We start from the raw sequence: 11837 nt of genomic DNA, 5'->3' as shown, positions 1-11837 counted from the left end.
CCGGTACCAGCGCGTTTCCCGAGGGCCTTCCCGGGGTAACGGGCGCGGCCCCCGACGGAATCAGCGCAGCTTGCGGTGGTCGCGGGCGGACTCGGCGGCGTCGCGGACGGCGGCGAGGTCGGCGCCGGTCGCGGCCATCGACGCGGCCGCCACCGCCCCCTCGACCAGCGGCGCGTCGGCGAGGAACACGGCGACGTCTCCCGCGTCCTCGGCGTCCTCGATGAAGGTCCGCGCGGTCAGCACGGAGCTGCCGAGGTCGGCCAGCAGCAGCACGCCGTCACCGGCGTCGGCGCGAGCCACCGCGGCCTCGACCAACTCGATGCTGGTGCCGAGCCCGCCGTCCACATCTCCCCCGGCGGGCTCGACGACGGCCTTGCCGACGCCCATCGCGCGGGCGAGTTCGGCGGCGCCCTCGGCGAGCGCGGGGCTGTGCGAGATCAGCACGATTCCGACCATGCGCGTCATCCCTCCACGGTGACGTCGGCGAGCGCCCGCAGGATGAGCGCGGTGGACGCGGCGCCCGGGTCCATGTGGCCGACGCTGCGTTCGCCGAGGTAGCTGGCACGTCCCTTGCGCGCCTGGAGCGGGACGGTCGCCTCGGCGCCCTTCGCCGCTCCGTCGGCGGCCGCGCGCACGCAGGACGCGAGGTCGGCGCCGCCCGCGAGCGCGCCCTCGTATGCGGAGACGGCCGGGATCAGCGCGTCCACCATCGTCTTGTCGCCCTCGGCGGCCTCGCCCAACTCCTGCACGCCCTCCAAGGCGGCGGCGAGCGCGGACCCGAGGGCGGCGGCGTCGACGTCCGTCCGGTCGGCGAGGGCCTTGCCCGCGCGGCGCAGCGCCGTCCCGTAGAGGGGGCCGGACGCGCCGCCGGTCTTGGACACGATCGCGCGACCAGCCGTGATCAGCACCTTTCCGGGCGTCACGTCGTCGGACAGCGCATCGACGGCCTCGGCCGCGGCGCCGAACCCGCGGTCGAGGTTGAGGCCGTGGTCGCCGTCGCCGACGGCCGCGTCCAACCGGGTCAGGTGCTCGGCGTCGGCGGAGACGAGGTGAGCGGCGTGCTGGATCCAGGCCGCGAGGGCGGCGGCGTTCACCGTCCCCACCTCAGCGCCGGGGTCTGCACGGGCGCGTCCCAGAGCCGGGTCAGCTCGGGCGTCAGCCGGCACACGCTGATCATGCAGCCCGCCATCTCCAGGCTCGTGACGAACGGCCCGACCAGCGGCCGGACGACGCTCGCGCCGTGCCCCTCCAGCCATTCCGCCGCCGCCGCGTAGGCGACGTACTGCTCGATCAGCGGCGTCCCGCCCATCCCGTTCACCAGCACGAGCAGCTCGGCGCCCGCCACCGGCAGGTCGGCGTCGATCGCGCTGAGCGAGGCGTCGACGATCTCGGCGGCCGTCCCCGCCTTGACCCGCTCGCGGCCGGGCTCGCCGTGGATGCCGATGCCGAGCTCCATCTCGTCCGGGCCCAGCTCGAAGGTGGGCTCCCCGGCGGCGGGCACCGTGCACGGCGACAGCGCGACGCCGAACGACCGGCTGCGCTCGTTCACCTCGCGCGCCACGGCGGCGACCGCGCCGAGGTCCGCGCCCTCCTCGGCGAGCGCGCCCGCGATCTTCTCCACGAACAGCGTCGCGCCGGTGCCGCGCCGCCCGGCGGTGAAGGTGGAGTCCTCGACGGCCACGTCGTCGTTCACGACGACGGAGGCGACCTCGATGTCCTCGTCCTCGGCCAGCTCCGCCGCCATCCGGAAGTTGAGGACGTCGCCGGTGTAGTTCTTCACGACGTGCAGGACGCCCGCGCCGCCGTTCACCGCCATGGTCGCGGCGATGATCTGGTCGGGCACCGGGGAGGTGAACACCTCGCCCGCGCACGCCGCGTCCAGCATCCCGTACCCGACGAACCCGGCGTGCAGCGGCTCGTGGCCCGAACCGCCGCCCGAGACCAGGCCGACCTTCCCCGGACGCGGCGCGTCCGCGCGGCGGACCGTCCCGCTCGCCGCGTCGACCCGCAGCGAGGGGTGGGCCGCGGCGAGTCCGCGCAGCGCGTCGGAGACGACGTCCGCCGGGGCGTTGATGAGTTTGCGCATGTCTCAGCTCTACCCCGGCAGCGCGCCGCGTCCCAGGCCCAATCGCGATCAATGCCGGAACCGGCGCACGACCGCACTCTGGCGGGGGCGAGCAACCTTGATCGCCGCATAGGGTTGAACGGTGACCAACGTTCTGGACGACGGCGAGGTGCAGCGGATCCTCGCCGTGATGGCGCATCCCGACGATGTCGACTTCGGCGTGGCGGGATCGGTGGCGAACTGGACCGACCGGGGCATCGAGGTCGTCTACCTCATGGTCACCGACGGCGACGCGGGCGGGTTCGACGACGGGCTCACCCGGCCGGAGATGGCGGCGCTGCGGCGCGAGGAGCAGCGCGCGGCGGCCAAGTGCGTCGGCGTCGGCGACGTCCGGTTCCTCGGCTACCCCGACGGGCGGGTCGAGGCGACGCTCGACCTGCGCCGCGACATCGCCCGGGTGATCCGGCAGGTCCGGCCCGACCGGGTCGTCATGCCGACGCCGGAGCGCAACTACGAGCGGATCTACCCGAGCCACCCCGACCACCGGGCCGTCGGCTCCGCCGCGCTGGACGCCGTCTACCCCGACGCGCGCAACCCCTACGCCTTCCCCGAACTGCGTGCCGAGGGCCTGGAGGCGTGGACGGTGCGCGAGGTGTGGCTCGCGGGCGGCTCGGCTGCGAACCACCACGTCGACATCACCGACCAGTTCGAGCGCAAGCTGAACGCGCTGCGGGCGCACGCCAGCCAGACCGCCCACATGGGCGACGGGCTCCAGGAGATGCTGCGCGGCTGGATGGGCGCGGCGGCAGCGGCGGCGGGCCTGCCCGAGGGACGGTACGCCGAGCCCTTCCAGGTCGTCGAAACGGCCTGATCCTCTTCGCCTGATCCCCTCCGCCGACCGGCCCGGCGCCGCTTCCGGATTGGGCGGTCGGTTCCCCGCAAGCCGGTAATGGACGACAAAGAGTCCGTACGGGTGTAACGCCGCAAGGTGAGCGTTCGAGCACCCCGGGTAGGGCCGCCAGTGATCATGGCGGCTCGGGGGGGCCGCCGCCGTCGCGCGAATCGGGGGATCGATGCGACGCCAGCTCATCATGCCCGCGGTCGCGGCGGGCGCGGCGCTCACCGCAGGGGCCGGGCTCACGGCCCACTGGATCTTCTCGGACGGACCGGAGCGCAAGGGCGTCCAGGCCGGGGCCACCGCGCCCCTTGAACGCGACGCCGGCGCCGTCGCCGCGCGTCGGCCGCTCGACACCGCCGCGCTGCGCCGGAGCGTGCGCGCCTACGCGGCGACGCGTCCGGGCAAGGCGGGCGTGATGGCGACCGACCTGCGCACCGGGCGCTCGTTCGGGGAGAACGAGAGCGGCCGGTTCGTGTCCGCGAGCATCATGAAGGTCGACATCCTGACCGGGCTGCTGATGCAGCGGCAGCAGCAACGCCGCAACCTGTCGGCGGACGAGCGGGACCTCGCCGGGCAGATGATCAGGGAGAGCGACAACACCGCCGCCGACGCCCTGTACGCGCGGTCCGGCGACCGCTCGGGCATCGGCAGGTGGAACCGGCGCCTCGGCCTGACGCAGACCACGCCGTTCCAGTCGTCGTGGGGCTCCTCCCTCACCAGCCCGGCCGACCAGGTCCGCCTGCTCACGACGCTGGCCTCCCCCGGCAGCCCGCTCGGCGCGTCCGGCCGCGGATACGTGCTGGGCCTCATGGGCTCGGTCATCCGCGAGCAGGCGTGGGGCGTGAGCGCGGCGGCGCGGCCGGGCGAGCGGGTGGCGCTGAAGAACGGCTGGACCCCCGTCCACCGGCAGGGGCACGGCTGGGCGGTCAACAGCATCGGCCGCATCACCGGCCCGGACCACGACTTCCTCGTCGCGGTGTGCAGCCGCGAGAACCCGACCATGGAGTCGGGCGTGGACACGGTCGAGCACGTCGCCGATCTCGTCGTGTCCACGATGCGGCGCTGAGCCGCTCAGCTCGGGATATCAGCGCGGCGTCAGGGGCGTGACCGTCCCCGACGCCGCGTTGTCAGTGCGGTCTCAGCGCGGGCGGCGACCCTTCAGGCACAACGAGATGAGGGGTGCCTGATGCGGAAAACGACGGTTCTGGTCTCCGGCGCGAGCATCGCGGGGACGGCCACGGCGTACTGGCTCGACCGGCACGGGTTCGAGGTCACGGTGGTGGAGGTGGCGCCCGGGCTGAGGCCGGGCGGGCAGGCGATCGACGTGCGGGGGTCCGCGCTCGACGTCGCAGAGCGGATGGGGATACTCGACGACCTGCGGCGGAACAACACCGCGTTGCGCGGGATGTCGGTGGTCGACCGTTCGGGGAAGGAGCTCTACCGGACGACCGCGTTCACCGTGAGCGGCGGCGAGATCGCCGGCCCCGACGTCGAGATCCTGCGGGACGACCTCGCAGGGTTGCTGGACGCCGCGTCCGGCGACCGGGTCGAGCGCCGCTACGGCGACTCGATCGCGACCCTCGACCAGGACGGCGACGGGGTGCGCGTCGGCTTCGAGAGCGGGACGACCCGCACGTTCGACCTGGTCGTCGGCGCGGACGGGCTGCACTCCAACACGCGCCGGCTCGCCTTCGACGACCCGACCCCGCTGCGCTACCTCGGCGGCTACCTCGCGGTGTGGACGGCGCCGAACATCTTCGACCTCGACCACTGGCAGACGGTCATCTACGCGCCGGACAACGGGACCTACGGCGCGATGATGATGAGCGCCCGCGAGAACTCCGAGCTGCGCGTCTACATGGGCTTCAACTCCCCCGACCCGGTCGACTACGACCATCGCGACGTGCCCGCGCACCAGCGGCTGCTCATGGAGCGGTACGCGGGTGCGGACGGCGACGTGCGGCGGCTGCTCGACACGATGGCGGACGCGCCCGACTTCCACTTCGACTCGCTGGCCCAGGTCCATCTGGACGCCTGGTCGCGGGGACGGGTCGCGCTGGTCGGCGACGCCGGGTACTGCGGGTCCCCCGCGTCCGGGCAGGGCACCAGCATGGCCATGGTCGGCGCGTACGTGCTGGCCGGGGAGCTGAAGGCCGCGGGCGGCGACCACGTCAAGGCGTTCGCCGCCTACGAGGACGAGCTGCGCGGCTACGTGACGGCGAACCAGGCGCTCGGGGAGAGGGGAATGCAGGACATGGACGCGGAACTCGCCAAGCTCGCGGCTGGGGAGGCGCCCGAGGGGCCGGGCGAGGAGCAGCTGATCGACCTCGCGGCCGTCGCCAACTCCTACAAGCTCAAGTCCTACTGAGGGGTCCCGCCGGTCGGGGATGCTGCGGGGGCGTGTCCCTGGACCGGGCGGCGGGCCGGCCGCCCAGCGTGCGGGAGGTACGCGTCCGTCAGCGGTGGATCGGACGGGTGAGCTTCCTGCCCTCGGTCGCGTGCACCGCGACGCAGGTAACCGCGCGGTCGCCGCGCGTCCACGACTCGGCCGTCGGGTAGTAGTAGGACGTCGCGAGGCTGCGGGCGGCGGGCTCGCGGCGCAGCCGGGGAGCCATCAGCCGCTTGCAGCCGGCCGACGCCTTCCGGCTCATCTCGTTCTCGCTCGGGAACAGCCCGCCGAGCTTGAAGGTGGCGAGCACCTCGCCGTCGTGCGGGCCGGCGCACGGCACGATCTTGACGCTCTCCACCTCCACCGGGCCCTCCGAGGCCGTGGTGGTGGCGGCGCCGCTGTTGTCGTTGATGCAGTCGCCGACCTTCATCTTCCTGGCGTCGACCTTCTTCGGCTTGGTCGAGGTCACCGTGGGCTTGGCGCCGCCCTTGTCATCACCGTCGGACCCGCCGCTGGTGACGGAGTACACCGTCGCTATCAGGCCGAACGCCACCCAGAGTGACGACAGGGCGATGCCCGCCGTGGCGAGACCGCCGCCCTTGCCGCCCCGCTCCTTGATCTGGTGGCGGGCGATGAGGCCGAGGATGAGGCCGAGCACGCCGAGGCAGCCGAGCAGGCCGGTGACGAACGCGGCGATGGCCATGCCGTTGGTCTTGTCGTCGTCGCGCTGCTGTCCGAAGCCGGGTCCCATGCCGGGCCCGCCGGGCCCGCCGGGCCCACCGGGCATGACAGGCGCCCCGGGCGGGCCCGGCATGGGATAAGGGGACGGCGGGGGCGGATCGATTCCCGGATGTCCGGGTTCGGGGGGATACGTCATGAGGAGCGACTGTCCCATACCTCCGGCACCGCACGATCTTTAAGCCGAAGGTAGGAACATTACGATTTGTTCACAGTCGCACCCGAACCGTTGCATCCTGGCGAAACGCGAGACGGGCGTTTCGGACGGGGCGGCGGGTCAGACGAGGCGGCGGGCGGCGGCCCAGCGCGACAGCTCGTGCCGGTTGGAGAGCTGGAGCTTGCGCAACACGCTGCTGACGTGCGTCTCCACCGTCTTCACGGAGATGAACAGCTCCTTGGCGATCTCCTTGTAGGCGTAGCCGCGCGCGATCAGCCGCAGCACGTCGCGTTCCCGCTGGGTGATCTGGTCGAGCTCCGGGTCGACGGCGGGGACGTCGGTCGCGGCGAACGCGTCCAGCACGAAGCCCGCGAGCCGGGGCGAGAACACCGCGTCGCCGTCCGCGACGCGGCCGATCGCGTCGGTCAGCTCCACCCCGGAGATGGTCTTGGTCACATAGCCGCGCGCGCCGCCCCGGACGACGCCGATCACGTCCTCCGCCGCGTCCGACACCGACAGGGCGAGGAACTTGGACGCGACGCTCCCGTGCAGGCGGCGCAGCACCTCGATCCCGCCGCCGCCGGGCAGGTGTACGTCCAGCAGCACCACGTCCGGCTGGACGGCCTTGATCACGGTGACCGCCTCGTCGACGTCGCCCGCCTCCCCGACGATCTCCACGCCGCCGCCGAGCTCCGCCTTCACGCCGGTCCGGAACATCTGGTGGTCGTCGACCAGCACGACCCGCCTCAACGCCTCGCTCACGATTTCCTGATCTCCAAACGCACTTCGGTGCCCTCGCCCGGCGCGGTCCGCACGGTCGCCTTGCCGCCGTTGCGCTCCATACGTCCGATGATGGACCCCCGGACGCCCATCCGGTCCTCCGGGACCTGGTCGAGGTCGAAACCCTTGCCCCGGTCGCGGACGAAGATCGCGATCTCGTCCCCCTCGACCTCCGCGTACACCGACACCGACGGCGCCTCCGCGTACTTGGCGGCGTTCACCATCGCCTCCCGCGCGGCCTGGAGCGCCGAGCCGAGCCGCTCGTCCAGGGCGGTGTCGCCGACGCAGACGACCTCGATCGGCACGCCGTGGTCGTCCTCGACCTCGCCCGCCGCCTCCCTTATCGCGGCCGCGAAGGTCTGGTCGGGGTCGGCGCGCGGCTGGTAGAGCCACGTCCGCAGCGTCCGCTCCTGGGACCGCGCGAGCCGCTGCACCTCGCGGGGATCGGCCGCGTTCCGCTGGATGAGCGTCAGCGTGTGCAGCACCGAGTCGTGGATGTGCGCGGCGAGTTCCGCGCGCTCCTGGGAGCGGATGCGCTCGTGCCGTTCCGCGTCCAGGTCCTGCCAGAGCCGCACCACCCACGGCGTGACGATCACCGCGACGCCGGTGAGGATGATCAGCATGGCGATGACGACCGAGCGCGCCTGCCCCGCGTCCACCTTCTGCGCGACGAACCCGCCGATGCCGCCGACGACCAGCAGCAGGCCGAGCAGGCTGCGCAGCCACCGCTGGCGCAGCGGCAGCACCCAGCGCTGCCGCTGGTCGCGGTCGGCCTGCTGCCACAGGATCGCCGCGCCGACGCCGCCGACGATGAACGGCCACAGCGCCAGCTTCACGAACCCGGCCCCGAGCGGCAGCGCCGCCAGCCCGATCGTGAGCGCGCTGTAGGCGAGCAGCTTGCCCCAGTCGCGTCCGCCGCGCTTGCGCTGGACGCCCACCTCGGGCTCGATGGCCGGGTCGCGGCGCGGGACGAGCACCCAGAACGCGGTGTAGGCGGCGACCCCGAGCCCGCTCGCCGTGGAGAGCACAACGAACGCGAGCCGGACGATCAGCACGTCCACGCCGAGGTGCTCGGCCAGCCCACGGCACACCCCGGCCACAAGCCGCCCGCGCACGGCCCGCTCCAACCGCGGGCGCGGCCCGCCCCGCCCACGCCTAGGAGGCACCTCACCCTTCGGAGGCACCTCGTCCTCAGGAGGGGGCTTTTCCTGCTCGCGGCTCGGGGGCGGCTGGTCCTGCGGGGCGCGCGGACCGGCGCCGCGGCCGTCCGAACCGGCCCCGCCGCTCACCGCCGCCATGATTCCTCCCGATCCCCCACGTCACCGATCGTCACACGCCGACCTCCCTCCCCGCATCAGGGACCTTCCCCCGTTCCGGCTCAGGGTCGGGTCAGGGACCTCCCGGATACCGCGCCGAGCGGCGGGACGACACGATGGTCACCATGGGCGAGGAGCAGAACCAGACCACGGGCGGGGCGCACGCCGCCGCTCCGATCGGGCGGCCGGGGCACCGGCGGCTCGCGCGCGACCCGCAGCGGCGCGTGCTCGCCGGAGTGTGCACCGGGCTCGCCCGATACACCGGCATCGACCCCGTCGTGTACCGGGTGGGGTTCGGAATCCTCGTCCTCGCACACGGGCAGGGGATCATCCTCTACGTCGTGGCGGCGCTGCTGATGCCGGGGAGCCCCGGCGTGTCGTCGCCGATCGAGCAGGTGTTCCGGCGCTGGTTCGACGCCCCGGCGGTGCTGACGATCCTCGGCGCGCTGCTGTGCGTCGGCGTCGCGGGCAGCCTGTTCGGCGGCGTGTCCTCGGACGCGATCGCGATCGTGGTGGTGTTCGGGCTGGTGCTGCTGGTCTCGCACGCGCGGGGGGTGGACCTCGTGGCGGTCGCGCGGTCGGTGCCGGAACGGTTCGCGGGGCATCCGCCCGGGCGGTCCGGCTTCCGGTTCGAGGAGGACGCGGGCACCCCGTCCGGGACGGGCGGCGGCCTGCCCGAGGGCATGATCGACCTGGCCGCCTACGGGCGCCCCCCGGCGCCGCCCGCCGAGGACACGTTCGGTTCGCCCGTGGACGATCCGTGGGGCGACGCGCCGTACTCGGACGCGCCGTATGACGATTTCCCGGTTGGTGACGCGCCGGGCGGCGCGTCTCCCGCCGAGAAGCGGGAGAAGGGGACGTCGCCCGCCACCTCGATCACGCTGCTGGCCGCGATGGCGGCGGGCGCCGCGATGATCCCCGTCGCGCGCTCCTACCCGGCGCCGGACTCCTGGCTCATCGTCATGGCGCCCGCGCTCGCGGTGATCGGTCTCGGCCTGGTCGCGGGCGGCTGGCTGCGCACGCGCGGGCTCGCCACCGCCGGGACCGTGCTCACGCTGGCGCTGCTCACCACGTCCGCCGCCGCCGAGGTGCCCCGCAACGCCAAGTACGGCGAGGTGGAGTGGCGCCCGACCGACGTGAGCCAGACCAACCAGGAGTACAAGCTCGGGGCCGGGCGGGGCACGCTCGACCTGACCGCGCTCCCGGTCGTCCCCGGCCAGAGCATCACGGTCAACGCGGGGGTCACGTTCGGGGAGCTGCGGGTCACGCTGCCGCGCGGCGCCCGCGTCCGGCTGGACGCCCGGATCAGCCTCGGCGACCTGCGCGTCGAGCTCCACACCACCAGCGGCCCGAACGCCAAGGTCGCGCGGGTGCTGGAGCCGGAGGGTCCGGCCGTCGCGAACCCGCCGGAGATCGTCCTGCGCATCCGCGGCAGGATCGGCGACGTGGAGGTGTCACGTGTCTGACGGCCCTCGGGACCGCCGTCCCGCCCGCCGCCGGTTCGACCCGGCGGGCCCGGTCACCGGCCTGTTCTTCCTGGCGCTCGCGGGAATCTTCCTCGCCGACGGGTTGTCGGACGACTCGGTGCTGCCCGCCGCGACGCTGCTCCCGGTCGTCCTGATCGGCCTCGCGCTGGTCGGCACCGTCCGGATCCTCACCCGGGGACGCCGCCGAAACCTCCGATAAAACGGGCGCCATCGCCTATTTCCCACCATTGTGATATAGATCATGATGGTGATCGGGAACCCCCGGTCCGTCCCCGTCGTTGAAGCAACCCGTGAAGTTCTCCGAGAAGAGCGTTCTGCTCGTGGCCCGGCTGCACGTCGACCTGTGCCGCCTGGCCAGCGTGCTGTGTCACGCGTGAGCAGCCGTCCCCGCTGACGGCCGTCCAGGCCGGGTCAGGCCCGGCCGCCGGGAGGCCGTCGCCCTCCCCGTCCGCCTCCCGCCCCTCTTCTCCCTTCCATCCTTCCGCCGCCGCGCCCTGCCCTGAGGACGGTGCGGCGACCGCGCCTGGAGACCTTCAATGAACCTACGCGTCTGGAAATGGCAGTTCTGGCAGCAGATCGTGCTGTCGCTCGTGCTCGGTGTGGCCGTCGGCGCGCTGATCCACAACCTCTCCGACAACGGTAAGGCGACCGCCGAGGACTGGCTCGACCCGTTCGGCGACGTCTACATCAGCCTGCTCAAGATCGTCGTCGTCCCGCTGGTGTTCGCCGCGATCGTGGTGAGCGTCGGACGGCTCCGCAACGTCGGCAGCGTCGCCCGCCTCACCGGCAAGACGCTCGGCTGGTTCGTCGTGACCTCCGCGATCGCCACCGCCATCGGCCTGGCCGTCGCGCTGATCATCAAGCCGGGCAAGGGCCTCGGGAAACTGGCGAACGAGACGACCGAGACCGAGCCCGTCACCTGGACACAGGTCCTGCACAACCTGTTCCCGTCCAACATCATCAAGGCGATGGGCGACGGCAACGTCCTCGGCGTGGTCACGTTCGCGGTGCTGTTCGGCGCCGCCCTCGTCGCGATCGGCGAACGCGGCGAACGCATCACCGGCATCATCGACGACCTCTACCTGGTCATGCAGAAGGCCGTGTGGTGGGTCGTCCGCCTCACCCCGATCGGGTCGTTCTTCCTGATCGGCTCGGTGGTGGCCACCTATGGCCCGAGCTCGCTGGAGCCGCTCGCCAAGTTCACCGGCGCGATCTACCTCGCCGTCGCGATCATGCTGCTGCTCGGCTACCCGATCCTGCTCCAGGTGTTCGGCCGCGTGAACCCGCTGAAGTTCCTGCGCAACTCCTGGCCGGCGATCGAGTTCGCCTTCGTCTCCTCGTCCTCGATCGCGACGCTGCCAATCGCCCAGCGGGTCTCGATCGAGCGCAACGGCGTCCAGCCCGAGTACGCCAACTTCGCCCAGCCGCTCGGCGCGACGATCAAGTTCGACGGCTGCGGCGCGATCTACCCGGCGGTCGCGGCGATCTTCGTCGCCCAGTACACCGGCGTCAGCCTCGGCATCGCCGACTACGCCCTGATCGCCCTGGCCGCCGTGATCGGCCAGCTCGGCACCGGCGGCACCCCCGGCCCGGCCCTGGTCGCGCTGACCCTGACCCTGACCACCGTCGGCCTCCCGCTCCAGGCGGTCGGCTACCTCATCGCGATCGACAAGGTCATCGACATGGCCCGGACGGCGCTGAACGTCACCGGCCAGCTCACCGTCCCCGTCCTGGTGGCGAAGTCGGAGGGCCTGCTGGACGAGGACATCTTCAACTCCAAGCCCGTCGAACTGACGTCCACCGAGGCCGACGAGACCCGCGACCGCCCCCGCCGCGAGCCGCCCCCCGAACCGGCCCCGGCCTGACCCACCTGAGGCGCTCCTCCCGAAAGGGAGGGGCGCCTCTTCATTTGCCGGGGTCGTCGGGCGACCACATGTTCGACCGAGCGCGTGACATGGATGCACACAGCCGCAAGGCGAAGGACGTGGGCCGTTGACGCGGTGAACG

13 protein-coding genes are annotated in these 11837 nt (G+C 72.7%); 7 read left to right on the top strand and 6 right to left on the bottom strand.

All coding sequences use genetic code 11. The features are described from left to right. Positions 1 to 60 precede the first annotated feature (60 nt). The 3 genes from dhaM to dhaK are packed head-to-tail and all read right to left on the bottom strand — an operon-like array spanning position 61 to position 2086. The gene (gene dhaM, locus K2F47_RS12870) at positions 61 to 465 is read right to left on the bottom strand and encodes a dihydroxyacetone kinase phosphoryl donor subunit DhaM (protein WP_242903078.1); all 405 of its coding nucleotides are present in this window, start codon (positions 463 to 465) and stop codon (positions 61 to 63) included. Continuing rightward, on the bottom strand, positions 462 to 1094 hold the full coding sequence (gene dhaL, locus K2F47_RS12865) for a dihydroxyacetone kinase subunit DhaL (RefSeq protein ID WP_242903077.1): 633 nt from the start codon (positions 1092 to 1094) through the stop codon (positions 462 to 464). Before dhaL ends, dhaM begins: the two co-directional genes overlap by 4 nt. After that, entirely contained in the window at positions 1091 to 2086 is a 996-nt protein-coding gene (gene dhaK, locus K2F47_RS12860) for a dihydroxyacetone kinase subunit DhaK (RefSeq protein ID WP_242903076.1), read from the bottom strand. Before dhaK ends, dhaL begins: the two co-directional genes overlap by 4 nt. A gap of 169 nt (positions 2087 to 2255) precedes the next feature. Here dhaK and K2F47_RS12855 point away from each other — a divergent pair, with 169 nt between their 5' ends. The 3 genes from K2F47_RS12855 to K2F47_RS12845 all read left to right on the top strand — a co-directional run bounded on the left by K2F47_RS12855 (position 2256) and on the right by K2F47_RS12845 (position 5331). Further along, positions 2256 to 2936: a PIG-L deacetylase family protein gene (locus tag K2F47_RS12855; protein WP_242905941.1), complete on the top strand. Its 681-nt coding sequence runs from the start codon at positions 2256 to 2258 to the stop codon at positions 2934 to 2936. Positions 2937 to 3138: 202 nt separating this feature from the next. Further along, a complete protein-coding gene (locus tag K2F47_RS12850) occupies positions 3139 to 4029 on the top strand; it encodes a serine hydrolase (protein ID WP_242903075.1) in 891 nt (296 codons plus the stop codon). A gap of 120 nt (positions 4030 to 4149) precedes the next feature. After that, complete coding sequence (locus K2F47_RS12845) at positions 4150 to 5331, top strand: FAD-dependent monooxygenase (RefSeq protein ID WP_242903074.1); 1182 nt, start codon at positions 4150 to 4152, stop codon at positions 5329 to 5331. An 88-nt stretch (positions 5332 to 5419) separates the two neighbouring features. Here K2F47_RS12845 and K2F47_RS12840 read toward each other — a convergent pair whose 3' ends face one another. The 3 genes from K2F47_RS12840 to K2F47_RS12830 all read right to left on the bottom strand — a co-directional run bounded on the left by K2F47_RS12840 (position 5420) and on the right by K2F47_RS12830 (position 8193). Continuing rightward, entirely contained in the window at positions 5420 to 6139 is a 720-nt protein-coding gene (locus K2F47_RS12840) for a DUF4190 domain-containing protein (RefSeq protein WP_242903073.1), read from the bottom strand. Positions 6140 to 6367: 228 nt separating this feature from the next. Continuing rightward, positions 6368 to 7009, bottom strand: coding sequence for a LuxR C-terminal-related transcriptional regulator (locus K2F47_RS12835; RefSeq protein ID WP_308198406.1), 642 nt, complete (start codon positions 7007 to 7009; stop codon positions 6368 to 6370). Further along, a complete protein-coding gene (locus K2F47_RS12830) occupies positions 7006 to 8193 on the bottom strand; it encodes an ATP-binding protein (protein ID WP_308198428.1) in 1188 nt (395 codons plus the stop codon). Before K2F47_RS12830 ends, K2F47_RS12835 begins: the two co-directional genes overlap by 4 nt. Before the next feature lie 275 nt (positions 8194 to 8468). On the opposite strand from K2F47_RS12830, the gene K2F47_RS12825 reads away from it, so the two are divergent. From K2F47_RS12825 to K2F47_RS12815, 4 genes are all read left to right on the top strand, one after another. Beyond that, positions 8469 to 9809 (top strand): PspC domain-containing protein, encoded by a 1341-nt coding sequence (locus tag K2F47_RS12825; RefSeq protein WP_242903071.1) that lies wholly within the window; start codon positions 8469 to 8471, stop codon positions 9807 to 9809. Then, on the top strand, positions 9802 to 10029 hold the full coding sequence (locus K2F47_RS12820) for a hypothetical protein (RefSeq protein ID WP_242903070.1): 228 nt from the start codon (positions 9802 to 9804) through the stop codon (positions 10027 to 10029). Before K2F47_RS12825 ends, K2F47_RS12820 begins: the two co-directional genes overlap by 8 nt. A gap of 91 nt (positions 10030 to 10120) precedes the next feature. After that, positions 10121 to 10207, top strand: coding sequence for a putative leader peptide (locus tag K2F47_RS41705; RefSeq protein WP_372490868.1), 87 nt, complete (start codon positions 10121 to 10123; stop codon positions 10205 to 10207). A 159-nt stretch (positions 10208 to 10366) separates the two neighbouring features. Next, on the top strand, positions 10367 to 11695 hold the full coding sequence (locus K2F47_RS12815) for a dicarboxylate/amino acid:cation symporter (RefSeq protein ID WP_242903069.1): 1329 nt from the start codon (positions 10367 to 10369) through the stop codon (positions 11693 to 11695). Positions 11696 to 11837: the final 142 nt, after the last annotated feature.

Origin of the sequence: Actinomadura terrae (assembly GCF_022751215.1) — a bacterium.
Classification (GTDB): domain Bacteria; phylum Actinomycetota; class Actinomycetes; order Streptosporangiales; family Streptosporangiaceae; genus Spirillospora; species Spirillospora terrae.
Note: the sequence above shows the minus strand (reverse complement) of the source record. Positions and strands in the feature narration are given on the sequence as shown.